Below are 25,521 nucleotides of genomic sequence, written 5' to 3'. Positions count from 1 at the left end.
CTTTATGTGTTAGTTGTTAATACTTGTATTTGATCTTTTAACAAATTCGTATATGAATTCTGAATTTTCAATTTTTAAAAATAAAGTATCTTTTTCTGAATTTAATCTATATTCAAGAATAAAATCAGTTTTAAGGTCAGGAATAAGGTTTGTTAGTTGAGTATAATAAATTTGCGTTTCATCATTTTGCCATGAGAATTTTGTTCTTTTTCCCCAAGCATTAGATATTAAAGAATCCTTACAAAATTGTAATTCTACAATATTTGAGCTTTTTGTAGATTTCCAATTTCCTAGTAAGTCATTATTGATGTTTTTTGATGAACAACTAGGTAAAAGAATTATTATTAATACAGTTAGAATTAAGTTTCTCATTTAGGTTAATGATAATTTAAGGCTTAGTATTAGCTCTATGCCTACGTGTAATTTTTTTTAACCAAATTTCTCCCAAATTTTAGGAAGCTTAATAGGATAATCTTTTAATGAAAGTGGAGTTCCAGAAATTTGTAAATCAATATTAATTGTTGGTAATAACTCATTCGTTTTAAGCTTATATTTTTCTTCAATAATATCTCCAATAGTTTCATAAGAAAAACCAATAATTTCCTCTTTAACAATTAATTCGGGGTTTTGACAGGCATATTGAAAATAATTATCGCCTTTTAGAATAAAAAGATTCATCAGCAAAGTTGTTGCTCTAAATTCAGAGGTTTCAAAGATTATTTGTGAAGCAGCAATAATGGTATGACTGATTTTAGAAGAAATAAGTCTATTAAGTAAATTGTCTATTTCTATTAAATCATCTGCGGAATAATTTGTTAATAAAGTTTTCATTACCCCAATTTTGTTGTTATAGTTATTACCAGCTGTTTTGTTAGCTTTATCAACTAACTCCCAAAATTTAGATTCGTTATATTCTTTTAAGTTTTCTCTTGGTTTTATTTTTTTTAATAATTCGGTATATTCGTTTTTCAACTCGTTGTGTTTTTCTATTGTCCTTTGTTTCCTTAAATAATTGAACAACACGATGGTCAAAATAATTAATATTGGTATTAATGGATGCATAAAAATCTAAAAAGGTATTAATTTGAATTAATCAAGATATTGAATTAATAAGAATTATTTTATTTTTACTACAAAATAACCTCATTCAAGCCATAAACTTAATAAATAAAAAGCAAGAAAGGCCTTATTTAATAGCTTAGTATTAAACAAAGTAATTAACAAATAGGATACTGGTAATAGGAAGTGAAGTTTATAAATCTAAATCGAAAGTACGACGTAAAAGCTCTAAACTCGGATTAGCTTCAACAAGCTTTTCGTATTTATCTTGAGGAGTAAAAACGTATTTTTTATTCATTACCTCGTTTACGGTAATTACTAAGCTAATATCAAAATTATTAAGCGTTGTTCTAATATAAGTCATGAGGTCGTATTGACCTTGCATCACTTCTTTTTTATTAGTTTCCGTAGGGAAGGTTAAATGGATATCGGTGCCTTTTAGTTTAGGCGTATCCATATTTAAGATAGAAGCTAAATTATGCTTGCCATCCTTTTTAAGTTTATCCAAGAAAAAGTACCAAGCTTCCATAAAAGCTTCTTCTGTAAAGTCTTCGGTTGGTAAGTTTTCCTCATCAACAACAACTTCTAGCTGTTTTATTTGGTGTTCTTTTTTAGCACGAATACTACTTAAAGATAACCCAGAACGACGTTTACTGCCCGAGGTTAAATCTAATTTTATGCGCGTGTTGATAGCCGGTTTTTCTTCTACTTTTTTGGCTGCCGGATCTTTAGCGGTTGTTTCGGTTTTTACTTCTGTGGCAGGTTGGGTACTTGGCTTCGCTGCAGGAACAGTAACCGGAATAGGAGTAATACCTTTCTTTTTAAAGTAAGACGCTGGAATTATGTAATGTTTGCTATTTTTTTTTTCTCCATCGAAAGTGATAGAGGCAAGCTGCATGAGACAAAGTTCGACGAGGAGTCGTTGGTTTTTACTGGTTTTATACTTGAGATCGCAGTCGTTAGCAAGATTTATACCTTGCATTAAAAACTCTTGTGAGGCTTTTTTAGATTGCTCTAAGTATTTTACCTGTGTTTGCTCACCAACTTCTAGCAGTTCTATAGTTGCTGGTATTTTACTTACTAGCAAATCTCTAAAATGCGACGCTAAACCAGCAATAAAGTGATGACCATCAAAACCTTTAGATAAGGTATTATTGAATTGTATAAGTAAATCGGGTATTTTATTCTCGAGTATTAAATCGGTACTTTCAAAATAGGTTTCGTAATCGAGTACGTTTAAGTTTTCGGTTACGGCTTGTCTGGTTAAGTTTTTACCAGAGAAACTTACCACACGATCGAAAATAGAAAGTGCATCACGCATAGCACCATCGGCTTTTTGCGCAATAATATGTAATGCATCGTCTTCTGCTGTTATACCTTGTTCTTCTGCAATGTATTTTAAATAGTTTTTTGCATCTTTTACCGTAATACGCTTAAAGTCGAATATTTGACAACGCGACAATATGGTTGGTATTATTTTGTGTTTTTCGGTAGTTGCAAGAATGAAAATACAGTGTTTTGGCGGTTCTTCTAATGTTTTTAAAAAGGCATTAAAAGCGGCCTGAGATAACATGTGTACCTCATCAATGATATAAACTTTGTATTTACCAACTTGTGGTGGTATACGAACTTGATCGGTTAAACTTCTAATATCGTCTACTGAGTTATTAGATGCCGCATCGAGCTCAAAGATGTTAAAAGCAAAATCTTCGTCGCCAGTTTCTTTTCCATCACTGTTTATCATTTTAGCCAAAATACGCGCGCAAGTTGTTTTACCTACACCACGCGGACCCGTAAATAGAAGGGCTTGGGCTAAATGATTATTTTCTATAGCGTTTAACAAAGTATTGGTAATGGCTTGTTGCCCAACTACATCTTTAAATGTTTGAGGTCTGTATTTTCGAGCCGATACTATAAAATGTTCCAAATTTTTGTTGCTATTGAATAAGTAACAAAGTTAAAAATTCAAATTGGATTATTAAATTGTTAAGACGAAATTTAAAGGGAGTTATTAACAACGGCGTTTTTTAGGGTGAATTAAGATTTTTAGATGTATGAAACAAGATGATAAGTTTTGAATATGTCTTGTTTATTGATGCTGATTTTATCGTTAAGAAAGCCCGTAGTTAACTCAAAACCAAAAACCTTTACGGACTTGCCCGCGTTAGGGATTGCAGCATTGTTGGAGCTCTTTTTGTGTTGTTGCACCTATTGCAACACAAAAAAGCGACTGCGGAAAGCCCGACCCTTGGGGAACGCCCAAATTTTATTTTGTGTTTTAAGTTTATTATGTTGCATTTTAATATTTGTTTGTTGTAATTTTGACGGCTAGTAAATCGCCTTATCGCTGTTTTAATTTATTTTAAAATGGAGGAAAGTCCGGACACCATAGTTCAACATAGTGGCTAACGGCCACCAGCCGAGAGGTTAGGACCAGTGCAACAGAAAGAATGTACAGATTATGCTGTAGTGAAACCAGGTAAACTCTATGTGGTGCAATGTTATGTAAACCAGTGCTTGAGGGTTGAACGCCCGATGCTGGAGGGTAAGCAGCTAAAGTGTTTTGGCAACAAAACGCTCAGATAAATGATAAGGGCTTTTTAAGGCTTATTTTGGGTTTTACCTAAAGTGGTTTAAAGGGTACAGAATTCGGCTTATAGATTTACTTACCTATAAAAAAAAACCTTCTTGGCTTGCGCCTCGAAGGTTTTTCTGGTTTAAATTGATTTAGTTTAGTTGTGGTGTTTTTATGCGTTTTCGAAAAAGCTAAACATATTGCCTCCGTAACTTTTGGAGTGGCTGTAGTTGTTTAGTTTAGATAAATCGGTATGTTTTGAGTGTTCGATAATTAATACGCCGTCGGGCAATAACATGTTGTTTTTAAATACTAATTCGGGTATTTTCCCAAATTTATCTTCGTCGAAATTGTATGGTGGGTCGGCAAATATAATATTGCTTTGCAAGGTCGATTTTTCTAAAAACTTAAAGACATCACTTTTAATGGTGTTTATTGGCATATCGAACTGTTCGGCCGTTTTGTTTATAAACTTAATACAACCAAAATCCTGGTCTACACAAGTAATTTGTTCGGTACCTCGTGAAGCAAATTCGTAGCTTATATTTCCGGTGCCTGCAAATAAATCTAGTACAGAAACATCGTCAAAATAAAAGGTGTTGTTCAAAATATTGAATAGCGATTCCTTAGCCATATCTGTTGTTGGGCGAACAGGTAGGTTTTTTGGTGCTAGTATTTTTCTACTTTTATATAATCCTGATATTATGCGCATTAAAAGCTATTTGTTAAAGTGAAATTAGAATGGTTTGTTTTTGGGTCTTCGGTAAATACATAGTTGTTTTTTTTGTCTCCAAAACTAACATGGCGTATGTATTTGTAGGCTATATTGTATAACGCATCGTCTTTAATTACATGGCCAAGTAGAATAAGTTTTATTGTTTCTGGGTTGTACTTAAGTTGCTCGGCTGTAAAGAGCATGTAATATATAAAATCTTCTTTTGTGGTATACTCAAAACTATTATAAAATTGAAGTTTACCTTCGTTTACAATAATTATTTCGAACCGATTATGATTGACGTGAACGTAAAATTTTGGTTCTAAAGTATTTTTATCGGCCTCTAAAATGGTTTCTATTAAAACGGTAGAGGCGTGCTTGTATGTGAAATCGCCAAATAAATCGAAAATATAATTGTTGACATTTACATAGGGAATGTAAACATTTACACTTTGGTTGTGCTCTATGGCATCGAAGGTTACAAAATCGGACTTTAAAATTTTAGAATTAAACTTTAAATAGTCGGCTATGGCGCCTTCATTAAAAATAACTTTTGGAACTAGCGTAGATAACTCGTTATCGTGAATGATGTTTACGGCTTCGAATTTATTTTTAAGCATAGGTTCTGTATCAAAACATGCTTTTAGTTCTTGCAGTAATTCTAATGGGTTTAACTGCTTTTTAAAACGTACTTCCTTTAGAGTTGATATGGAATTATTATCTCGATGTAGGATACAAAAAGAAAGTCCACTCAAGCTTATTTGAATGGACAGTTCTAGATTTGTTAATTTGCTAATAATAGCTGTATTGTTATTCGTTATCGCCATAAGTTTTTGGCCAGTTTCCGTTTGTTTTAACTTCGTTCATAGAACCTACTTTTATAGCATCTCCATTAACACCGTCTACCGCGATTACTTGGTTTTCTTGTGCTACTAAATCAGGATTTTGATCGTATAAAAGAACTTCTTTTTTTACTAAAGCTTCAAATACAGGAATGTTAATATCGTTTTGGTTTACAAAACCAGCTTTTAAATCGAAGGTAGCACCTTCTTTACCAACTGGTACATTCATCATTGTTTTATAACGATTAGATTTTTTGAATAAAGAATCTCTTACTGATACAGTTCCTAAAGTATCGATAATAACAATATCCATTGTTGTATCTACACCGTAACGTTTAGTTAAAACTTCATCAATAACACTAGAATCACGACGTTGTGTAATAGTATATTCTGCAGTATCAATAAATTTAATTAATTTCTCAAAGCTATCAGTAAATTTACCTGTTACTTGTCTGTGTGCTAATTGAGAATCTCTAATATCTTTTAAACTTTCAATAACAACTACGTAACGCTCGTTTTTTAATTTGTTAAATTGGATAGGCTCGTAAATCGACATGTACGTCTGGTAACCAAAAAAGGCGATTAATGCCCAAAGCACAATATTTAATACAGGCTTTAATTTATTTGGTACAAATTTATCTACCAGCTTAACTAAGGCGATTGTCCCTAAAATCACCGCAACCACAATAAGAATAAATGTCAACATAATACGTTATTTAATTTAAAAAGTTTATTAATCGTTATTTAGCAAATCTACAATTTTTTTTTAATCGTAAAAACCAAAGCGAATAAAAATCATTCTATCTTTGAAGAATTTCTAAAATTATTTTCAATTAATGACAGCATCCGAATTCTATTCCCTTATAAAACAGCAGTTTCCGTTTAATCCAACAATTAAGCAAAATATTGTACTTCAGCAATTATCAGAGTTTATCTTTAAAAGTGATAAAAACGCCTTGTATTTGCTTAAAGGCTACGCAGGTACTGGGAAAACAACGATTGTAGGGGCTATTGTAAACAATTTATGGAAGGCAAAAAAGAGTGCTGTTTTGATGGCGCCAACCGGCCGAGCGGCCAAAGTAATCGCTAATTATTCTGGAAAAGAGGCGTTCACTATACATAAAAAAATATATTTTCCAAAAAAAGACGCTGGTGGTGGTGTAAAGTTTGTTTTACAACCCAATAAGCATAAAAACACCATTTTTATTGTAGATGAAGCGTCGATGATTCCGGATACGCCAAGCGAATCTAAATTAATGGAAAACGGATCGCTTTTAGACGATTTAATGCAATACGTTTATGCTGGCCATAATTGTAAGTTATTATTAATTGGTGATACCGCGCAGTTGCCTCCGGTAAAATTGGATATTAGTCCGGCTCTAGACGAAAACACCTTAGCTTTAAATTACAACAAAGAGGTGACTAGAATGGAATTGGACGAAGTGGTTAGGCAAGGTCAAGATTCTGGTATACTAGTTAATGCAACTATACTAAGAGATGTGTTGGCAAGAGAGATGTACGACTATTTTAAGTTCGATTTAAACGGTTTTAAAGATATTGTAAGGCTAGTTGATGGTTACGAAATTATGGACGCTATAAACGACGCTTACAGTGAATTAGGAAACGAAGAAACGGCCATAATTGTGCGGAGTAATAAACGTGCTAATATGTATAATCAACAAATTAGAAGTCGTATTTTATTTAATGAGAACGAGTTGTCTGCTGGTGATTATTTGATGGTAGTTAAAAATAATTATTTTTGGTTAAAGCCCACTACAGAAGCAGGTTTTATAGCCAATGGAGATATTATTGAAGTATTAGAAATTTTTAGTATTCAGGAATTGTATGGTTTTCGCTTCGCGGAAGTTAAAGTGCGTATGGTAGATTATCCTAAAATGCAACCTTTTGAAACGGTGTTGCTTCTAGATACTATTGAGGCCGAAACACCTTCGTTACCTTACGAAGAGTCTAACCGATTGTACCAAGAAGTGATGAAGGATTTTGAAAATGAAACTTCTAAATATAAAAAATTTCTAAAAGTAAAAAGTAACAAACATTTTAATGCCTTACAGGTAAAGTTCTCTTATGCTATAACTTGCCATAAATCTCAGGGTGGACAATGGAATACCGTTTTTGTAGAGCAGCCTTATTTACCAAACGGGATAGATAAAGATTATTTACGCTGGCTTTATACCGCCGCCACGCGTGCTAAAGAAAAATTATATCTTATTGGTTTTAAAGATGAGTTTTTTGAGGAAGACCCGCTTTCCGAGTAGCACAGTATAAAAGATAAGTAAAGGCACAGTTTTTGATAAAATTAATAAAATTAGAAACGGATTTCTTCTTTACAACAGGGTAGATGTCGTTAATCTTTTTTAATTATTTATCTTTAGTAACTTTAATATTCCTGATATAGTGAAGAATTTCATTTAAAAGGATTTAATTTTTTTATGACAGTAGAAACAATAATAAGTATTTTTTTAGGTATCGGACTTTCCGCATCAGTGGGTTTTCGAGTTTTTATGCCCTTATTCGCTTTAAGCTTAGCTGCTTATTTTGATGTTTGGGAGCTTAACGAATCTTGGCAATGGATTGGTAGTACCGCTGCTATAATTACACTTGGCGTAGCTACATTGGTAGAAATTTGCGCATATTTTATTCCGTATGTCGATAATTTATTAGATACCGTTGCAGTACCGTTGGCCGCCTTGGCTGGTACAGCTGTTATGTTGTCTACTGTTGCCGATTTAAGTCCGGTAGTAACTTGGGCACTAGCTATTATTGCTGGCGGAGGTACAGCTGCTGCGGTAGCAGGTACTTCAAGTACCACGCGTTTAGCTTCAACAGCAACAACGGGAGGTTTAGCCAACCCTATTGTAGCCACTTTAGAGACAGGAACATCTGTGGTAATGTCGGTTGTTTCTATATTTATGCCAATTCTTGCTATTGTTTTAGTTCTTCTTATATTATTTATAATTTTTAAGGTTTATAAGAAGTTTAAGCCCAGTAATCCTTAAAACATTCTATTATTTATCTTATTTTTGATGAAGATTTAAGGTTTAGCTGAATAATGGCTTTAATGAAAAACTAAAATACAGTTTTAATATACAGTAACATTTCACATGAAAATAATATCAATGATTCCTGCACGGTACAGTGCATCACGTTTCCCGGCAAAACTTATGCAAGACCTAGGAGGGAAAACTGTTATTCTTAGAACTTACGAGGCTACTGTTGCTACCAAACTTTTTGATGATGTTATTGTGGTTACGGATAGCGATATTATTTACAACGAAATTGTAAACCACGGCGGAAAAGCCATGATGAGCAAAAAGGAGCACGATTGTGGTAGTGATAGAATTGCTGAAGCAGTAGAGCTTTTAGATGTAGATATTGTTATTAATGTGCAAGGCGATGAGCCTTTTACTGATAAAGAATCGTTAACTAAACTTATTGAGGTATTTAAACAAGACCCTAATAAAGAAGTGGATTTGGCATCATTAATGGTACATATTACTGACGAAGAAGAAATTAAAAACCCGAATACGGTAAAAGTAATTGTCGATCAGTCCGATTTTGCACTTTATTTTTCAAGAAGCCCAATTCCTTATCCTCGTGATAAAGATGTAGGTGTTCGATATTTTAAACATAAAGGTGTTTATGCATTTAGAAAACAAGCCATTATGGACTTCTATAAGTTGCCAATGCTATCGTTAGAAGCTTCGGAAAAAATAGAATGTATTCGTTATTTAGAATACGGTAAACGTATTAAAATGGTAGAAACTGATGTACAAGGTGTAGAAATAGATACACCAGAAGATTTAGAGCGCGCAAAGAAATTATGGAAATAAATTACGATAACATTAAAGTAATTGGTTTTGATGCCGATGATACACTTTGGGTAAACGAAACTTATTTTCGAGAAGCCGAAGATGAAATTGGTAGGTTATTATCAAAATATGAAACGCCTAATAAAATTGATCAAGAACTTTTCAAAAAAGAAATAAGCAATTTACCCTTATACGGTTACGGTATAAAAGCGTTTACTTTATCGATGGTAGAAGTCGCATTGGAACTATCGAACTATACGGTTTCTAATAAAACCATAGAAGCTATTTTAAACATCGGTAAAAATATGCTTAATAAACCTGTGGAACTTTTAGATGGCGTAGAAGAAGTTTTAGAAAATCTATCAAAAAACTATAGACTTATTCTAGCAACCAAAGGCGATTTACTAGATCAGGAACGTAAATTAGAGAAATCGGGTTTAACCAATTATTTTCACCACATTGAAGTTTTAAGTGATAAGCAAGAAGATAATTATTCTCAAATGTTAAACCGTTTAGATGTGAAGCCTTCGGAATTTTTAATGATAGGAAATTCATTGAAATCAGATGTTTTACCCTTAGTGAATTTAAAAGCTCAGGCTATACACGTACCTTTTCATACCACTTGGGCACACGAACAAGTTACCGAAAAGGAAACCAACGGGAAAGATTACAGAACTATAAATACATTAACCGAACTTTTAAAACTTATTAATTAATTTGAAAGTAATCGATATAAATACTTGGAATAGAAAACAGCATTTCGAACATTTTTCGGGCTTAGCCGACCCTTCGTTTGCTGTAACTATACCATTCAATGTCACCAAGGCATATCAAGTTTCTAAGGAAACAAAAACAAGCTTTTTTACTCGATATTTGCACGATTGTATGCGTGCCATTAACGCGATAGAAAACTTTAAATATAGAATTGAAAACGGGCAGGTTGTTGCTTATGATGTGATACACACATCACCAACCATTTTAAGAGACGATAATACCTTTGGTTTTTCATTTGTGACTTATAATGAGAATTTAGAAACATTTTCTAAAAACTTAGACGCAGAGAAAAACCGTATTAAAAGTACAACAGAATTGTTTCCCCCAGTTAATGGTCAGGATTGTATTCATTGTTCTGCATTACCTTGGGTCAATTTTATAGCACACAAAGAACCTAATTCTGGGCTTGTAGATAGCGTTCCAAAATTATCTTTTGGGAAGGCAACCCTTATAAATGACGAATTAATTATGAATGTGTCCGTACATGTAAACCACGCCTTAGTCGACGGATACCATGTGGGACTTTTTTCTAAGAAATTTCAGCAGTTTTTAAACCAGTAAAATTTAAATTAATAGTATTTTTACATTTCGTAAAAGAAAACCTAACAAATGAGTTACAAAAACTTTCCAATGGTGCCTAGAGTTATATTTGGCAGAGGTAGTTTCAATCAAATAAACGACGTTTTAGCCCCAAAACGATCTAGTATCCATGCGCCTTTTATTTTCTTAATAGACGACGTTTTTAAAAACAACGCTTGGTTAACATCTAGAATAGACCTTTCTTATGATGACAGAATTATATTTGTTTCATCTAAAGAAGAGCCTAAAACTACGCAAGTTGACGAACTTGTTGAAGATATAATATTAAAATCTAAAGAGCGTCCATCTGGTATTATTGGTATTGGTGGAGGTAGCTTGTTAGATTTATCGAAAGCCGTAGCGCTTTTAATAACAAACGAGGGCGAAGCTCAAGATTACCAAGGTTGGGATTTAGTAAAAAACGCAGCTATTTATCACGTTGGTATTCCTACAATTTCAGGAACAGGAGCAGAGGTATCCAGAACAACTATACTTACAGGTCCAAAACTTAAATTAGGAATTAATAGTGATTTTACACCCTTCGATCAAGTACTTTTAGATCCAGAATTATCTAAAGATGTGCCAAAAGACCAATGGTTTTACACAGGTATGGATTGCTATGTGCATTGTGTAGAGTCTTTAAACGGTACGTACTTAAACGAGTTTAGTAAAACGTACGGAGAAAAATCGTTCGATTTATGTAAAGAAATATTCTTAGATGGCGATTTATCTGAAGAAGAATCTCAAGATAAATTAATGATGGCCAGCTGGCACGGAGGTATGAGTATTGCTTACTCTCAAGTAGGTGTGGCACATGCCATGAGTTACGGTTTATCGTTTTTATTAGGTGTAAAACATGGTATTGGTAACTGTTTAGTTTTCGATCATTTAGAAGAGTTTTACCCAGAAGGTGTTGCCATTTTTAAACAAATGAAAGCAAAACATAACATAGAGTTACCAACAGGTATTTGTGCAAAATTAACCGATGAGCAGTTTGATACTATGATTCGTGTGGCATTAAGTTTAGAGCCACTTTGGGAAAATGCAATAGGTAAAAACTGGAAAGAAACTATAACACCAGAAAAATTAAAGGGAATTTACAAAAAAATATAATATGCAATGGCTAGCCAAAGTTATCTATTTTAAAGTTTTAGGCTGGCAAATTGTTGGTAACACAGATTTCTCAAAAGATACGGTTAAAAAAGCGGTTATTATTGCTGCACCACACACCAGTTGGCATGACTTTTATATTGGCGTTTTATTGCGTGCTGTAATTCAAGTTAAAACCAATTTTGTTGGTAAAAAAGAGTTATTTGTATTTCCGGTAGCATGGTTTTTTAGAGCTTTAGGAGGCGCACCAATTAACCGTCAAAATAACGAGAATAAGGTAGATGCTATAGCTAAACTTTTTAAAGAAAAAGAAGAGTTTAGAATGACTCTAGCGCCTGAAGGCACAAGAAAAAAAGTTGACCAATGGCGAACCGGTTTTTACTATATCGCTAAACAAGCCAACGTTCCAATAATCATGTTTACTCTAGATTTTGAAAATAAGCAAAACAAAATTTCAGAACCATTTTATCCAACAGATAATGCCGAAGCAGATTTCGAAGTGCTTAGAGCATTTTTTAAAGATGTAAAAGGAAAAGTATCCAAATATTCATAAGTCATTAAAAATGGCATAATATTTGAAATTAATAGATTAGTTGCGAATCCTGAAACATAAAGTAAACAATTGTTTGTCCCTAAAAAGAAACAGAATTTTCAACTAAAACTCCAAAAGCTATGTCTCTCAAAGAATATAGCTTTTTTTTATTCCTAATTTTAACGTGTTTTTTGTAATGGCGTCGTTCCCCAAGGGTCAGGCTTTCCGCAGTCGCTTTTTTGTGTTGCAATAGGTGCAACAACACAAAAAGAGCTTCAACAATGCTACAATCCTTAACGCAATTTATCTGGTAACAATATGCCAAAATAAAGGCCAGTTATTTTTTAGTGAAAATTCCATAAAAAATAATAAAAAGAAAATATAGAATCTATTATATTTTTTTATCTTTAATAATTATGATAAAAGACACAAAAATTGCCGTTCTAATCGATGGCGACAACATACCATCTAGATATATTTCTGAAATGATGGAGGAAATAGCCAAATATGGCACACCAACAATTAAGCGAATTTATGGTGATTGGACAAAACCGCATCTTTCCAAATGGAAAAATGTGCTTTTGGAAAATGCTATAACACCAATACAACAGTACGGCTATACAACAGGTAAGAATGCTACAGATTCAGCAATGATTATCGATGCTATGGATATTCTATATTCTGAAAAGGTAAACGGTTTTTGTTTAGTATCATCAGATAGCGATTTCACAAAATTAGCAACCCGATTACGAGAAGCCGCTATGGTGGTTTATGGTATGGGTGAAAAGAAAACACCGAACCCTTTTATTGTGGCTTGCGATAAATTTATCTATCTAGAAATTCTTGCTAAGGATAGCGATGAAGATGAAGACGTTAGTAAGGACAAGAAAGGAGTGAAGCCTAAAAAAGAGAATCTATACAACATAACACCAAAAATTATTAAGATGTTGAAGAACTCTGTAGATGATGCTGCAGACGATGATGGTTGGGCATTTTTAGGAGATGTAGGCTCTCTAATTCTTAAAAAGCAACCTAACTTCGATTCTCGAAACTTTGGTTTCCAGAAGTTAACACCACTGTTTAAATCTTTACCACAATTTGAAATGGAGCAACGTGATCAAACTAACGGACGTTTTAAGTTGATTTATGTAAAAAACAAATAGTAAAGTAGTATTTTTAGAGCTTATCTAAAATTTTATCCATTACCCAGCTGGTATGCAATGCTGTTTTTCCTGAAGAAGGATGTGCAGCCAATTCATTGAACAAAACCGCTTTCATGTTTTCCACATGTGGTGTTTGTATATGTTTGGGGTTTTCAATAACTAACGATTGAGTTTTAGATTCGCTTTTTAGTACAATTGGGTTTTCATGAAATACAGAAAATTCAATGGTGCCTTTACTACCATAAATAGTAACATGGTCTACATGATCACTACATCCAAAGTTCCAGGTTCCAGAGCCTGTAATACCATTTTTATGTAACCAAGATGCGGTAACGGCATCTTTAGCAGAATATAAATTTTGTTGGTTTAAACTAAAGCCTTTGGTATTTTCAATATCACCGAGAAAGAAGGTGAATAAATCTAATCCATGGCTCGCTAAATCATCAAAATAACCTGCGGGTGCAATTTTAGAATCTGTTCGCCAATTATCTTTTTTTAATAAATCGGTTTGGTTTGCAGGTTTACTTAAATGTGCCGATATATGCCTAACATCGCCAATAAAGTTATTGGCTAACCATTCCTTAACTTTTAAAAACCGTGGTAAAGATCTACGATAATAGGCTACAAATAGTGGGATGTTTTTTTCTTTAAAAGCATTATATATTTCTAAACTATCAGCATAACTTGGACTTAGTGGCTTTTCAATACAACATGGTTTTCCAGCGGCAGCAACCTTCAAAGCATAAAGTTTATGGCTATCGGGTGGCGTTGCTATATAAACGGCGTCAATGCTACTATCATTAATAAGTGCATCTGCATCTGTATATGTTTTATTGATGTTGTGACGCTTAGCATAATCTTCAAGTTTTTCTCGATCACGACGCATCACGGCTTCAATATTAAAACCACTTGTAAGTTTGTAAGCAGGTCCGCTTTTAACTTCGGTTACATTCCCGCAACCTATTATTCCCCAGTTTATTGTTTTCATATAAAAAGCAAAAAAAAGAGAACCGCTAAGTTCTCTTTAATATATTAAGTTGAATATTACTCAGCACTTTCTTCCATGGTATGATATACGTTTTGCACATCATCATCTTCTTCAAGTTTTTCTAAAAGCTTTTCTACATCGGCAGCTTCTTCCGCAGATAAGGGTTTTGTTACTTGTGGAATGCGTTCAAATCCAGAAGATAAAATTTCAATTTCTCGAGATTCTAATTCAGCTTGAATGGCTCCAAAACTTTCAAAAGGTGCGTAAATTAAAATACCATCATCATCGGCAAATACTTCTTCTGCACCAAAATCGATAAATTCAAGTTCTAATTCTTCAGGGTCTAATCCTTCCGCATCAATTCTAAAATTACAAGTATGGTCGAACATAAAAACTACAGAACCAGAAGTACCTAAACTACCATCACATTTGTTAAAATAGCTACGTACATTAGCAACTGTTCTGGTATTGTTATCTGTTGCAGTTTCTACTAAAACAGCAATACCATGTGGTGCATAGCCTTCAAAAAGAACTTCTTTATAATCGCCTTGGCCTTTTTCACTTGCTTTTTTAATGGCACGTTCTACATTATCCTTAGGCATGTTTACAGCCTTAGCATTTTGTATTACAGCACGTAAACGCGAGTTACTTGCAGGATCGGGTCCTCCTTCTTTAACCGCCATAACAATATCTTTACCAATACGTGTAAAGGCTTTGCTCATAGCAGACCAACGTTTCATTTTTCTTGCTTTTCTAAATTCAAAAGCTCTTCCCATAATTACATTCTTTTAGTTGATGTGATCTTAATGCATCTGGATATTTTAGATGTATCAACTTCACTATTATTGTTATATTTCCGCGAAAGCGAAAACACGTCTATTATTTTAATCGCACAAAGTTAAAAACCTTCAGCAGAAATACAAATTATTCCTCGTCTTCAGGCACTACAATGCTATCTATGGCTTTGGCTAGTTTAAAATCTTTGGCTGTTACACCATCTGCATCGTGCGTAGAGATTGAAATATTGAGCACATTGTAAACATTACTCCAATCTGGATGATGGTTTAAAGCTTCGCATTCAAAGGCTATACGACTCATGGCGCTAAAGCAATCTTTAAAATTATCAAATTCAAATTCGGCGTGAATTGCATTTTCATAATACTCCCAATCTGGGTATTGAAGCAATCTTTTTTCTATATCGTCTTCGGAAAGTTTCATCATTATTTATATGTTTTTGAAGAGACTAAATTAGTGATTTATTTACGGATAATATGCTCATTTTCTTAATTCTGATAAAATATCCTGACTCACCAATTGTAAGTGTTTTGGTAGCTTGTTGAATTTTGGTAAAACAGCTAAATAGCGCTCATCGTTGGTTGTGAAAACTTGTTTGTATTTTGCTTTATGTTCTAGATGAAGGGTTTCTATAATTTCTTTTATAAAATCGTCGTGATGTACTAAATCATTACTTCCTAGATGGAAAATACCCGATTTATTTCGGTTGATGATGTAATGAATTTGCTGTGTCAATTTATTATCAGAAGTGACATTCATTACTAAATTAGGAAAAACTTCAATAGGTTCGTTTAAATCTATAAGTTGAAGTATTTCTGTTAACCTTGGGGCATGTGGACCAAAAACCATAGGTAACCTTACAATAGCCACTTTCTTTTTTGGTAAGCGCAGAAGCATGTTTTCAATTTTAATTTTGAAGTGTCCATAAATACTATTACTAAGCGTTTTATCTTGTTCGTAACTTGGGTATTTGCTGTAGGCATCAAATACGTTTGCCGAAGATAAAAAGATGAGTTTGGTGTTTTCTAATAGTAAATACTCGGCCAAGTGACGATGAAGCATAACTTGTTTAGAAAAATCGCCACGAAGTGCCGAAATAATGATAGTTGGTTTTACAATATCTAGAATTTCGTAAATATCATCTTCTTCATAATTATAATGGAAAAACTGATGATTTTTTTCTAAGGTTTTGTTCGATGTATTATAAGTGCCCGAGGTTCTGAAATAGGGAAGAAGCTCTTTGTAAATGGCGCTTCCTAAAAAGCCACTTACTCCTAAAATTAGAATTCTATGTTTACTTTCTCGCTTTATCATACATCAAACTTCTTAAGCCATTTATAAGTTAATAGTAACTTAGAAAATGGATAACTTTGTTTTAGTCGTAAAAGCCTCTAAAGCCAACATGCCAAGTTTAGAATTTCCTTTTTTATTTAGTCCTGGAGACCATGTTGCAATAGTAAAATTATCGGGTAGAAGCGCTACAATACCACCACCAACACCAGATTTACCTGGTAAGCCCACCTCAAAAGCGAACTCTCCAGCCTCATCGTAAAACCCACAAGTAAGCATTATGGCATTTATACGTTTTGCTTGAGTTTCTGTAAGGCGTACTTTATCTAACATACAGGTGCCTTTATTTGACAAAAACGAAAATGTTTTTGTCAGTTGGCTACACGTCATCTCTAATGAACATTGTTGAAAATAAAAATCTAAAACATCGTTTACCGGATTGTCTAAATTTTTAAATGATTTTAGAAGATTGGCTGCCGCATAATTTTTAAAACCTGTTCGTTTTTCAGAATCTGCAACGGCTTGGTTATACTCTATAGTTTGATCGTTAGTTAAATCGCGTACGTAATTTAAAAAATCTTCTTTTGGATTTTCTAAATTTGAAAGTAGAATATCTGCAATTACAATAGCTCCAGAATTAATAAATGGATTTCGAGGAATACCATTTTCAATTTCCAATAAAGCCAATTGATTAAACGGGTGGCCAGAGGGCTCGACATCCATACGTTCCCAAATATTTTCGCCAATTAGCGACATAGCTTTAGATAGTGCTAAAACTTTAGAAATACTCTGTATGGAAAAGGGTTTATTAAAATCGCCTGCCCCATAACTTTTACCATCGGAAGTACGTAAATGAATTCCGAAGTTATCCTTACTAACATGGGCTAACTCCGGAATATATGTTGCCACATCACCTTTATCGGGTGCTTCTGTGGCGTTTTTTTGAATGCTTTCTAAAATAGCTTGAAAATCTAGCATAGACTATTTGTAAAATGGTAATTTAACTACTGTTGCAGGTACCGCTTTTTTTCTAATTTGAATATTTATTTTACTGTTTACATCGGCAAAAACCGTTGGTACATAACCTAAACCAATACCTTTACCTAAACTAGGAGACATGGTTCCAGAAGTTACAACACCAATTTTGTTACCATTACCATCAACGATATCATAATCATGACGAGGAATACCACGCTCGTCTAATTCAAAAGCAATTAATTTTCTTTCCGATCCGCGTTCTTTTTCAGCTTTTAAAGCCTCGGAGTTTGTAAAATCTTTGTTGAATTTTGTAATCCAGCTTAAACCAGCCTCAATAGGAGAGGTGGTGTCATCAATATCATTTCCGTAAAGGCAATACCCCATTTCTAAACGTAAGGTATCACGTGCTGCTAAACCAATAGGCTTAATGCCGTAATCTGCACCAGCTTTAAAAACGTTATCCCAAACTTGTTTTACTTCGGTGTTTTTACAATAAATTTCAAATCCGCCACTACCTGTATAACCAGTAGCCGATATAATCACGTTTTCGATACCTGCAAAATCTCCAACTACAAAGTTATAAAATTTAATAGCAGCCAAATCATGACTTGTAATAGATTGCATAGCTTCAATAGCTTTTGGACCTTGAATGGCTAATAATGAATAGTCTTCGCTTAAATTCTTCATTTCTGCGCCAACATTGTTTTTAGACTGAATCCAATTCCAATCTTTTTCAATATTACTGGCATTAACCACCAAAAGGTAAGTCTCTTCTTTTATTTTATAGATAATTAAATCGTCTACAATACCACCATCATCATTCGGTAAACAGCTATATTGTGCTTTTCCTATAGTTAATTTTGAAGCATCGTTACTAGATACTTTTTGAATTAAACTTAATGCATGTTGACCTTCAATTAAAAATTCACCCATATGAGAAACATCAAAAACACCAACACTGGTTCTTACCGTTTCATGTTCAGCATTTACACCTTCATATTGAACAGGCATATTATATCCTGCAAAAGGTACCATTTTAGCTCCTAGAGCTTCGTGAGTTTGGGTTAAGGCTGTGTTTTTCATTAAGGTTGTGTTTTTATGATTTTATAAATATTAGTGAATCGTTTCAGAAAACAAATGTATTGAAAAAATATAGATTTACTTTTAATCTATTCTGATGATATATTAACACCTATAATAGAGGCTGTATTGATAATTATTTCAAAAAGAATGGAATAGATTATAGATTAAAAGCATTTCTAAGTGTTTTTTTTGAAAAAATATTTTACCAAACTTGCATTTAATCGGTAAAAGCGTTTCTTTTGTCTGTAGCAATTTCCAAATGGAACCAACAATAAGGACTCTCAATTTTAAAGATTTAAAGCGTAAAACTTTTTTTAAGCACGCTATTCGTATTTATTTATCTACTACGCTTTTTACTGGTGCTTACACTATTTGGAACTACAAGCAAGGTTTAACCGCTTCGGCATTGCTCATTATATTGCCTTTAATAAGTTTTTTTGTTAGTGTTTATTTTTTTGTGGTACGCCGTAATTATTTAGCTGGCCCATATATTGTATACATAACATTAGGAAGTGCATTGGTTGGTCTATCTTATTTAGAAGGTTTAATGTCTGGGTATTATTGGTTTCAATTGGTTATGCTTTTTTGCTTGCCGTACGTTATTAGGCATGAAATCTATTTTCAAAAACATACTAATATTCTATATGCGGTAATTATTTCATTAATGGTTATTACTGTTGTGGTTTCTCCACTATATTCAAACTATTATACGGATTTAACAAAAGAAGAAGTGCACTTAAAGTTTGTTATCAACTCATCGGTAGCTTTTATACTTATTATGATTTTTTCGCTACAAGCACTTGGACAAAGTAAATCTTTTATAAAAAAAATATTTAGTGATAAGGAAGATGCCGAAAACGAGAAGGAGCGAAGAACTAGAGTGTTATCTAACCTTGGGCACGAATTACGTACACAAATTAATAGTATTAATGGTGTTACCCAATTAATTTTAGGTAATGATAACAACGAGGCTACGACTAAGAAGTACTTTGAAATTTTAGACTATTGTAATGATAACATGTTATTATTGGTTAATGATATGTTAGATATTCATAAAATAGAATCTGGCCGTTTTGAGTTGTTTAATGAACCTAAAGAACTTTACGATTTTCTTAATAAAATTACAATTCCGTTTATTAATAAAGCAGAAGAAAAAAACTTAGAACTTCATTCGTACATCGATAGTAGATTAAAGGATGTTGTTGTTAATGTAGATGGAAAGCGTTTTGCTCAGGTTGTACATAATTTGATATCAAATGCCATTAAATTTACAGAACAAGGCAGAATTACCTTTTCGGCTGAAGTTGTTGAATTAGATAATGATATGGCATCTGTACATTTTGTGGTTCAGGATACCGGAATTGGCATAGCTCCTAGAAATTTAAAGAAAGTATTTGAAAGTTTTCATCAAATTAAAAATGAAAAAAATCCCGTATACGGTGGCACAGGTTTAGGTTTGGCTATTTCTCAATCCATTATAATAGCCATGAACTCTGAGATAAAAATAGAAAGTAGAATAAATAAAGGTACGCGATTTCAATTCCCTTTAACTTTAGAACGCGTTGAATTAACTCCCAAGAAATTGATAAACAAAGAAACTTTCAGTGATGATTTTTCATTGAATTCAACCTTATTATTAGTAGAAGATAATATGGTTAGCATGATGTATGCTAAAAAACTATTAGAAAAGCACGTTCCAAAAATATACAAAGGAACAAACGGCCTTGAGGCTATTGAAGAAATAAAATTACATAAAGATATTGACCTTGTTCTTTTAGATTTAGAAATGCCTAAAATGAATGGTTTTAAAGCTATTGGGCATATTAAAAAGCATAGACCAGATGTTATCGTTATTGCTTTTACCGCGAACATACCAAGTACTGAAATTATTGATAAATTGGATACTCTAGGTTTCGATGATATACTATCTAAACCTTTTAGTAAAGAGGATGTTTTCTCAATTTTGAAAAAGTATGATAAAGTGTTAACGACTTAATATAATAAGGACACCTTTTTATAGAAGGCCTTCATATATAAAGCAAAAACGGTTTTACAACTAAACATCCTAGAGTGTTTATGTTTGTAAAACCGTTTTTTTATGTTGATTTCTTTAAAGGTTTAGCTTAATAAGAAATCTTTTAAATCGTTATAAGTTGCAATAGAAATGGCAACTTTTTCTCCTCCCATAACCGATTGTATTTGCTCAGGAAGTGGTTGTTTTTCTTTTATAACTTCTTCTACAACATCTAAGAATTTTGTTGGGTGAGCAGTTTCTAAAAATACGCAATGTGCGTTAGGGTTATCTTTTAAGTAGTTTTTAGAACCTAAATATCCAACAGCTCCATGCGGATCTACAACATAATTGTATTTATTGAAAATTTCTAACATCGCTTCTCGAGTTTCATCATCTGAAAAACTATAAGAAGAGATGTTTTCTTTTAAAGCGCTAAAGTTGTTTTTATAAATTTCCTGTATACGAATAAAATTACTTGGTGCACCAACATCCATAGCATTACTAATAGTTTGCACAGATGGTTTTGGCTCGTACTTTTCAGAATCTAAATAACGTGTAACCACATTGTTTTCGTTATTAGAAGCAATAAAATGCTTAATAGGCAAGCCTAATTGTTGCGCCATCATTCCGGCACAAACATTACCAAAATTCCCACTTGGTACAGAGAATACAATGTTTTCGTGTGTATTATGTAATTGCTTGTAAGCAAACATAAAATAGAAAAGTTGTGGTAACCAGCGTGCCACGTTAATCGAGTTGGCCGATGTAAGTTGCATTTTGCTTGTTAAAGTTTCGTCTAAGAAAGCTGTTTTTACCATAGCCTGGCAATCATCAAAAGTACCGTCTACTTCCAATGCTTTTATGTTTTGCCCTAAAGTTGTAAGTTGCATTTCTTGAATATCACTCACTTTTCCGCTAGGGTAAAGTATCACAACATTTACACCTTTAACTCCTAAAAATCCATTGGCAACAGCACCACCAGTATCTCCAGATGTAGCTACTAAAACAGTAACTTCGTTGGTGTTGTCTTTGTTGAAATAACCTAAACAACGCGCCATAAATCGAGCGCCAACATCTTTAAAAGCCATGGTTGGTCCATGGAATAATTCTAAAGTAGAAATGTTGTCATTAAGTTTCACAATAGGGAAATCGAAAGACAATGTTTCTTCAACTATAGTTTTTAAAACATTTTCAGGTATTTCCGGTGAAACAAATTGTTTAATAGCTTCGAAAGCAATTTCGGCATGCGATAAATTATCAATATTATCGAAAAATGACTTTGGCAAAGGCGTAATACTTTCAGGAAAATACAAGCCTTTATCTGGTGCTAATCCTTTTATAACAGCATCTTTAAACGATGTGTCTGCTGCTTCTTTGTTTAATGAGTAGTAGTTCATAATTTATGAAAACCTGCCTAAGCAGGAAACTATTTATTATTAATTTGTAATTCTTAAGCGTGATTTTTATTAACGTCTAAAAGACGAGATTAATCAAACTTAAACTATTTTAACGCCTTCTGTATTAATCTTAGAAACGTGAATATCAAATTCAATTCCTGTTTTTGCATAAACGTTATTAATGGCTTCTTTTATCTTGTTAGCTGTTTCCAAACCTTTGCTTAATGAAAATATTGATGGTCCTGAACCAGATATACCACAACCTAAAGCGCCTGCTTGCAATGATGCCTTTTTTACATCATTATAATGCGGTATTAACTTACTTCTATGCGGTTCTACAATAACGTCGTGCAGTGAGTCTTTAAGTAAATTATAATCACTAGTATGCAAAGCATGTACCAAGCTGCCAACATTAGCCCATTGGGTTATAGCATCGCTAAGTGCAACTTCTTTTGGAAGTACAGCACGAGATTCTGATGTTTTAATTTCTATCTGTGGATGTATAATGGTTGCGTATAAATCCGTTGGTGATGGAATTTCTAATATTTGAACAGGGTTAATGCTTTTCACTAAAGTAAAACCACCAAAAAGGGCAGGAGCGAGGTTATCAGCATGTTCGCATTTGCTTGCAATAGCTTCACCTTTAATAGCAAAAGCTGTTAGTTCTGTTTTATTAAACGGACGTCCTAAGAGTTCGTTCATTCCAAAAACACTACCAACGGCACTTGCAGCGCTGCTTCCAATACCACTACCAGGCTTTATGTTTTTGTATATTTCAATTTCAAAACCAAAATCTACATCAATAGCGTTGTACATGGCTAAAGCCGAAACGCCAGCAACGTTTAACTCAGTTTCATAAGGCAAGTCGAAACCAACAATTTTAGTTATAAAAATTCCTTTTTTATCGGTTTTTCTAATCACCATATCATCGCCAACACTATCTAAACAGAATCCTAAAACATCGAATCCGCATGATACGTTGGCAACGGTTGCCGGTGAAAATATTTTTATTTCGTTCATTCCAAAAGTTCTTTTGTTATTTCCACGAAGGCGGAAATCTCATCAAGCAATTATTTGCTTATTTAATCGTTTCCTATTCTAATTATGTCGGCAAATAAACCAGAAGCAGTAACATCTGCACCAGCTCCGGCACCTTTAATAATCATAGGTTGTTTTGGGTAACGTTGTGTGTAAAACATCACAATATTGTCGCTACCTTCTAAATTATAAAACGGGTGTCCTTCAGGAATTTCTTGAAGACCAACACTTGCTTTACCGTCGTTAAATTGTGCTACATATTTTAATTGGCAATTGTTCGCTTTCGCAGAAGCATATAACTTTTGGTAATGTGCTTCGTCTGCAATTAAAGTTTGATAAAAATCATCTACAGAATCACTTTTCAATCCAGCTTCCGATAAGAACGATGTGTTTTCAATGTTTTCTAAATTCATTTCAACACCACTTTCTCTAGCAAGAATTAAAATTTTTCTAGCAACATCTACACCACTTAAATCAATTCTTGGATCTGGTTCAGTATAACCTTCAGCTCCAGCTTGCTTTACAACATCGTAAAACTTCGTTTTATCTGTAAAGTTGTTAAACACAAAGTTTAAACTTCCTGATAATACAGCCTGAATTGAATTCACTTTATCTCCAGAAGCAATTAAATTATTTAATGTATCAATAATTGGTAAACCTGCACCAACATTAGTTTCAAATAGATAAGGCGCATTATATTTTAAAGATAATTCTTTAAGTAATTTATAATTTTTAAAATCACTAGAACATGCAATTTTATTACAAGCTACTACACCAATACTTTGGCGTAAATAATCAGCATAAAGATTTGCAACATCTGCATTTGCAGTAACATCTACAAATATACTGTTACGTAAATTTAATGCTTTTGTGTTTTCAAAGAAACCTTGTAGAGTGGCTTGTTTACCATCTTCTAATTGCTCTTTCCAATTTTTTAAATTGATACCTTCTTCATTAAAAATCATCTTTCTAGAATTTGATAATCCAGCAACACGAAGATTAATTTTAAGGTTTTCTTTTAAGTATTTCTTTTGTTGTTTTATTTGTTCAACCAAACGCTCACCAACATTTCCTACACCAGTGATAAATACATTTAATTGTTTTGTTTTAGATTCAAAAAACTGCTCATGTAACGTGTTTAAAGCTTTCTTAACATCACTTTCTGTAATTACAGCAGATATGTTTTTCTCTGAAGCACCTTGAGCGATAGCACGAATATTAATATTGTTTTTTCCTAAAGTACTAAACATTTTACCGCTTATACCTTGATGGTTTTTCATTTTATCACCAACAAGTGCAATGATTGAAAGACCGGTTTCAACAATAATTGGATCTATTTTTTCTAATGCAATTTCATTTTCAAAAGCAGCATCAATAGCTATTTTAGCGCTATCTGCTTCTTTTTCGTCTATACCTAAACAAATAGAATGCTCTGATGACGCTTGAGTGGTCATGATCACATTAATTTTTTCCTGCGAAAGCGTTTCAAATAAACGTTTAGAAAACCCAGGAATACCAACCATACCGCTACCTTGCAATGTCAATAAGGCTATATTGCTTATGTTGCTAATTCCTTTAACAGGAGTAGACTCTTCAACAATTTCATTCGAAATGACTGTACCAACAGCTTCTGGTTCCATGGTGTTCTTAATATGAATAGGGATTCCTAAACTTAACACAGGTTGTACCGTTGGTGGATATAATACTTTGGCTCCAAAATGCGATAATTCCATCGCTTCTTGATACGAAATCTTAGAGATCGGGTAAGCCTGTTTCACCATTCTAGGGTTAGTTGTGTACATACCACTAACGTCTGTCCAGATTTCTAATTGATCTACTTTTAGAGCTGCAGCAACAATAGCAGCCGTAAAATCCGACCCGCCACGTCCAAGTGTAGTTTGTTCACCTAATTTAGATTTTGAAACAAAACCAGGTAAAATAGTAATATTTTGAACTGCCGTTTTGAAGTAATCTTGAATATTAGCATTGGTGATTTTAAAATCAACTTCTGCTTTTGTAAAGTTAGAGTTAGTAACTACAAGCTCCTGAGAATTTTTTCTATCGGCTGATAAACCACGATTCTTCATGGTTTCAGCAATAATAAAAGAAGACAGTTTTTCGCCAAAACTTACAAGTTTATCCGATGTTTTTGGGGATAACTCATTTATTAAATAGATGCCGTTTAGTAAATCTTCTAATTCTTGAAATTCATTATCAACCACTTTGGTGATGTTTTCACCGGTACCCAAGTTCAATTCATTTATAATACTAAAATGAATATCCTTAATTAAGTTTAGCGTGTCTTTATAGCTAATGTCTTTATTTTGAGCTTGCTTACCTGTTAACAGTAATTTATCTGTAATACCGCCAACAGCAGATACTACACAAACAACGGCATCTGTTTTGCCATGGTTTTCTAAAATACTAATAACTCTATTTATGTTTTCTGAAGAACCTACAGAAGTTCCTCCAAATTTTAAAACTTTCATGTTTTAATGAATTGAAAAATTAAAAAAAATATTTTTGATTATGCGATTTATAAAATCGCAAATATTGCCTGAAGAATATATAATTAGCAACCCCAAAGGGTTGTAATATTTGTAGTTGTAGCCAAAATAGTAGCCGTTCCTTTCGTAGAAAAAGAAGTTGTAGCGTTTATATTTTGGTTGAATTGAATCATTATAGTTATATAATATGTTCCAAAAGTATTACTTTTAGCCTTATAAAAAAACTAAAACAAATTTTTTATAGAATTCTTA

Annotated in this window: 24 protein-coding genes and 1 other RNA gene; 10 read left to right on the top strand and 15 right to left on the bottom strand. The window is 33.1% G+C overall.

All coding sequences use genetic code 11. From position 1 onward, the window contains the following. Nucleotides 1-9: 9 nt before the first annotated feature. The 3 genes from V6246_RS03940 to V6246_RS03930 all read right to left on the bottom strand — a co-directional run bounded on the left by V6246_RS03940 (nt 10) and on the right by V6246_RS03930 (nt 2,986). Complete coding sequence (locus tag V6246_RS03940; RefSeq protein ID WP_341559050.1) at nt 10-372, bottom strand: hypothetical protein; 363 nt, start codon at nt 370-372, stop codon at nt 10-12. A gap of 57 nt (nt 373-429) precedes the next feature. Next, on the bottom strand, nt 430-972 hold the full coding sequence (locus V6246_RS03935; RefSeq protein ID WP_341559049.1) for a DUF4240 domain-containing protein: 543 nt from the start codon (nt 970-972) through the stop codon (nt 430-432). 280 nt (nt 973-1,252) lie between these two features. Beyond that, complete coding sequence (locus V6246_RS03930) at nt 1,253-2,986, bottom strand: DNA polymerase III subunit gamma/tau (RefSeq protein WP_341559048.1); 1,734 nt, start codon at nt 2,984-2,986, stop codon at nt 1,253-1,255. 401 nt (nt 2,987-3,387) lie between these two features. Between V6246_RS03930 and rnpB the strand changes: the two genes are divergently transcribed. Then, nucleotides 3,388-3,732, top strand: an RNA gene (rnpB, locus tag V6246_RS03925) — RNase P RNA component class A. Between the two features lie 74 nt (nt 3,733-3,806). On the opposite strand, the gene rsmD is transcribed toward rnpB, so the two are convergent. Genes rsmD through V6246_RS03910 form a run of 3 tightly spaced genes read right to left on the bottom strand, consistent with a single transcriptional unit; the run spans nt 3,807 to nt 5,897 of the window. Further along, nucleotides 3,807-4,346: a 16S rRNA (guanine(966)-N(2))-methyltransferase RsmD gene (gene rsmD, locus V6246_RS03920; protein ID WP_341559047.1), complete on the bottom strand. Its 540-nt coding sequence runs from the start codon at nt 4,344-4,346 to the stop codon at nt 3,807-3,809. After that, nucleotides 4,346-5,176, bottom strand: coding sequence for a DUF3822 family protein (locus V6246_RS03915; RefSeq protein WP_341559046.1), 831 nt, complete (start codon nt 5,174-5,176; stop codon nt 4,346-4,348). The genes rsmD and V6246_RS03915 overlap by 1 nt, the downstream gene beginning before the upstream one ends. Next, nucleotides 5,160-5,897, bottom strand: coding sequence for a hypothetical protein (locus V6246_RS03910; RefSeq protein ID WP_341559045.1), 738 nt, complete (start codon nt 5,895-5,897; stop codon nt 5,160-5,162). Before V6246_RS03910 ends, V6246_RS03915 begins: the two co-directional genes overlap by 17 nt. Before the next feature lie 130 nt (nt 5,898-6,027). Between V6246_RS03910 and V6246_RS03905 the strand changes: the two genes are divergently transcribed. From V6246_RS03905 to V6246_RS03870, 8 genes are all read left to right on the top strand, one after another. Beyond that, a complete protein-coding gene (locus V6246_RS03905) occupies nt 6,028-7,467 on the top strand; it encodes an ATP-dependent DNA helicase (protein ID WP_341559044.1) in 1,440 nt (479 codons plus the stop codon). A 174-nt stretch (nt 7,468-7,641) separates the two neighbouring features. After that, nucleotides 7,642-8,208 carry a DUF4126 domain-containing protein gene (locus V6246_RS03900; RefSeq protein WP_159020474.1) on the top strand — a complete coding sequence of 189 codons (567 nt, stop codon included), beginning with the start codon at nt 7,642-7,644 and terminating at the stop codon, nt 8,206-8,208. 105 nt (nt 8,209-8,313) lie between these two features. Next, the gene (gene kdsB / locus V6246_RS03895; RefSeq protein ID WP_341559043.1) at nt 8,314-9,042 is read left to right on the top strand and encodes a 3-deoxy-manno-octulosonate cytidylyltransferase; all 729 of its coding nucleotides are present in this window, start codon (nt 8,314-8,316) and stop codon (nt 9,040-9,042) included. Beyond that, on the top strand, nt 9,033-9,737 hold the full coding sequence (locus tag V6246_RS03890; protein WP_341559042.1) for an HAD family hydrolase: 705 nt from the start codon (nt 9,033-9,035) through the stop codon (nt 9,735-9,737). Before kdsB ends, V6246_RS03890 begins: the two co-directional genes overlap by 10 nt. A gap of 1 nt (nt 9,738) precedes the next feature. Continuing rightward, nucleotides 9,739-10,356: a CatA-like O-acetyltransferase gene (locus V6246_RS03885; RefSeq protein ID WP_341559041.1), complete on the top strand. Its 618-nt coding sequence runs from the start codon at nt 9,739-9,741 to the stop codon at nt 10,354-10,356. Nucleotides 10,357-10,404: 48 nt separating this feature from the next. After that, nucleotides 10,405-11,487: an iron-containing alcohol dehydrogenase family protein gene (locus tag V6246_RS03880; protein ID WP_341559040.1), complete on the top strand. Its 1,083-nt coding sequence runs from the start codon at nt 10,405-10,407 to the stop codon at nt 11,485-11,487. Between the two features lies 1 nt (nt 11,488). Next, nucleotides 11,489-12,037 (top strand): 1-acyl-sn-glycerol-3-phosphate acyltransferase, encoded by a 549-nt coding sequence (locus V6246_RS03875; RefSeq protein ID WP_341559039.1) that lies wholly within the window; start codon nt 11,489-11,491, stop codon nt 12,035-12,037. A 395-nt stretch (nt 12,038-12,432) separates the two neighbouring features. After that, nucleotides 12,433-13,179, top strand: coding sequence for an NYN domain-containing protein (locus V6246_RS03870; protein ID WP_341559038.1), 747 nt, complete (start codon nt 12,433-12,435; stop codon nt 13,177-13,179). Nucleotides 13,180-13,192: 13 nt separating this feature from the next. On the opposite strand, the gene V6246_RS03865 is transcribed toward V6246_RS03870, so the two are convergent. From V6246_RS03865 to gcvT, 6 genes are all read right to left on the bottom strand, one after another. Next, nucleotides 13,193-14,167, bottom strand: coding sequence for a Gfo/Idh/MocA family protein (locus V6246_RS03865; protein WP_341559037.1), 975 nt, complete (start codon nt 14,165-14,167; stop codon nt 13,193-13,195). 56 nt (nt 14,168-14,223) lie between these two features. Beyond that, nucleotides 14,224-14,943 carry a YebC/PmpR family DNA-binding transcriptional regulator gene (locus tag V6246_RS03860; RefSeq protein ID WP_341559036.1) on the bottom strand — a complete coding sequence of 240 codons (720 nt, stop codon included), beginning with the start codon at nt 14,941-14,943 and terminating at the stop codon, nt 14,224-14,226. A 148-nt stretch (nt 14,944-15,091) separates the two neighbouring features. Beyond that, nucleotides 15,092-15,388 carry a 4a-hydroxytetrahydrobiopterin dehydratase gene (locus V6246_RS03855; protein WP_042495300.1) on the bottom strand — a complete coding sequence of 99 codons (297 nt, stop codon included), beginning with the start codon at nt 15,386-15,388 and terminating at the stop codon, nt 15,092-15,094. Nucleotides 15,389-15,442: 54 nt separating this feature from the next. Then, on the bottom strand, nt 15,443-16,276 hold the full coding sequence (locus V6246_RS03850) for a sugar nucleotide-binding protein (protein WP_341559035.1): 834 nt from the start codon (nt 16,274-16,276) through the stop codon (nt 15,443-15,445). 39 nt (nt 16,277-16,315) lie between these two features. Then, nucleotides 16,316-17,230, bottom strand: a complete 915-nt coding sequence (locus V6246_RS03845) for a glutaminase (RefSeq protein WP_341559034.1) — start codon at nt 17,228-17,230, stop codon at nt 16,316-16,318. A gap of 3 nt (nt 17,231-17,233) precedes the next feature. Further along, complete coding sequence (gene gcvT / locus V6246_RS03840) at nt 17,234-18,313, bottom strand: glycine cleavage system aminomethyltransferase GcvT (RefSeq protein ID WP_341559033.1); 1,080 nt, start codon at nt 18,311-18,313, stop codon at nt 17,234-17,236. 259 nt (nt 18,314-18,572) lie between these two features. Between gcvT and V6246_RS03835 the strand changes: the two genes are divergently transcribed. Continuing rightward, nucleotides 18,573-20,309 carry a hybrid sensor histidine kinase/response regulator gene (locus V6246_RS03835; RefSeq protein ID WP_341559032.1) on the top strand — a complete coding sequence of 579 codons (1,737 nt, stop codon included), beginning with the start codon at nt 18,573-18,575 and terminating at the stop codon, nt 20,307-20,309. A gap of 122 nt (nt 20,310-20,431) precedes the next feature. Here V6246_RS03835 and thrC read toward each other — a convergent pair whose 3' ends face one another. The 3 genes from thrC to thrA form a co-directional block, all read right to left on the bottom strand. Then, entirely contained in the window at nt 20,432-21,724 is a 1,293-nt protein-coding gene (gene thrC, locus V6246_RS03830) for a threonine synthase (protein ID WP_341559031.1), read from the bottom strand. A gap of 99 nt (nt 21,725-21,823) precedes the next feature. Then, nucleotides 21,824-22,744, bottom strand: coding sequence for a homoserine kinase (locus V6246_RS03825; protein WP_341559030.1), 921 nt, complete (start codon nt 22,742-22,744; stop codon nt 21,824-21,826). Between the two features lie 62 nt (nt 22,745-22,806). Further along, complete coding sequence (gene thrA, locus V6246_RS03820) at nt 22,807-25,251, bottom strand: bifunctional aspartate kinase/homoserine dehydrogenase I (protein ID WP_341559029.1); 2,445 nt, start codon at nt 25,249-25,251, stop codon at nt 22,807-22,809. Nucleotides 25,252-25,521: the final 270 nt, after the last annotated feature.

Origin of the sequence: Algibacter sp. TI.3.09, assembly GCF_038154905.1 — a bacterium.
GTDB lineage: Bacteria > Bacteroidota > Bacteroidia > Flavobacteriales > Flavobacteriaceae > Algibacter.
The sequence above is the reverse complement of the archived record's forward strand: the minus strand, read 5'-3'. Positions and strand labels throughout refer to the sequence as shown.

Excerpts from the sequence above, each read along its gene's own strand:
- V6246_RS03880 (WP_341559040.1), top strand. The coding sequence starts at position 10,405 with ATGAGTTACAAAAACTTTCCAATGGTGCCTAGAGTTATATTTGGCAGA.
- V6246_RS03890 (WP_341559042.1), top strand. The coding sequence starts at position 9,033 with ATGGAAATAAATTACGATAACATTAAAGTAATTGGTTTTGATGCCGAT.
- gcvT (WP_341559033.1), bottom strand. The coding sequence starts at position 18,313 with ATGAAAAACACAGCCTTAACCCAAACTCACGAAGCTCTAGGAGCTAAA.
- V6246_RS03855 (WP_042495300.1), bottom strand. The coding sequence starts at position 15,388 with ATGATGAAACTTTCCGAAGACGATATAGAAAAAAGATTGCTTCAATAC.
- V6246_RS03860 (WP_341559036.1), bottom strand. The coding sequence starts at position 14,943 with ATGGGAAGAGCTTTTGAATTTAGAAAAGCAAGAAAAATGAAACGTTGG.
- V6246_RS03900 (WP_159020474.1), top strand. The coding sequence starts at position 7,642 with ATGACAGTAGAAACAATAATAAGTATTTTTTTAGGTATCGGACTTTCC.
- V6246_RS03850 (WP_341559035.1), bottom strand. The coding sequence starts at position 16,276 with ATGATAAAGCGAGAAAGTAAACATAGAATTCTAATTTTAGGAGTAAGT.
- thrC (WP_341559031.1), bottom strand. The coding sequence starts at position 21,724 with ATGAACTACTACTCATTAAACAAAGAAGCAGCAGACACATCGTTTAAA.
- V6246_RS03915 (WP_341559046.1), bottom strand. The coding sequence starts at position 5,176 with ATGGCGATAACGAATAACAATACAGCTATTATTAGCAAATTAACAAAT.
- V6246_RS03845 (WP_341559034.1), bottom strand. The coding sequence starts at position 17,230 with ATGCTAGATTTTCAAGCTATTTTAGAAAGCATTCAAAAAAACGCCACA.
- V6246_RS03870 (WP_341559038.1), top strand. The coding sequence starts at position 12,433 with ATGATAAAAGACACAAAAATTGCCGTTCTAATCGATGGCGACAACATA.
- thrA (WP_341559029.1), bottom strand. The coding sequence starts at position 25,251 with ATGAAAGTTTTAAAATTTGGAGGAACTTCTGTAGGTTCTTCAGAAAAC.
- V6246_RS03875 (WP_341559039.1), top strand. The coding sequence starts at position 11,489 with ATGCAATGGCTAGCCAAAGTTATCTATTTTAAAGTTTTAGGCTGGCAA.
- V6246_RS03910 (WP_341559045.1), bottom strand. The coding sequence starts at position 5,897 with ATGTTGACATTTATTCTTATTGTGGTTGCGGTGATTTTAGGGACAATC.
- V6246_RS03825 (WP_341559030.1), bottom strand. The coding sequence starts at position 22,744 with ATGAACGAAATAAAAATATTTTCACCGGCAACCGTTGCCAACGTATCA.
- rsmD (WP_341559047.1), bottom strand. The coding sequence starts at position 4,346 with ATGCGCATAATATCAGGATTATATAAAAGTAGAAAAATACTAGCACCA.
- V6246_RS03835 (WP_341559032.1), top strand. The coding sequence starts at position 18,573 with ATGGAACCAACAATAAGGACTCTCAATTTTAAAGATTTAAAGCGTAAA.
- V6246_RS03865 (WP_341559037.1), bottom strand. The coding sequence starts at position 14,167 with ATGAAAACAATAAACTGGGGAATAATAGGTTGCGGGAATGTAACCGAA.
- kdsB (WP_341559043.1), top strand. The coding sequence starts at position 8,314 with ATGAAAATAATATCAATGATTCCTGCACGGTACAGTGCATCACGTTTC.
- V6246_RS03940 (WP_341559050.1), bottom strand. The coding sequence starts at position 372 with ATGAGAAACTTAATTCTAACTGTATTAATAATAATTCTTTTACCTAGT.
- V6246_RS03905 (WP_341559044.1), top strand. The coding sequence starts at position 6,028 with ATGACAGCATCCGAATTCTATTCCCTTATAAAACAGCAGTTTCCGTTT.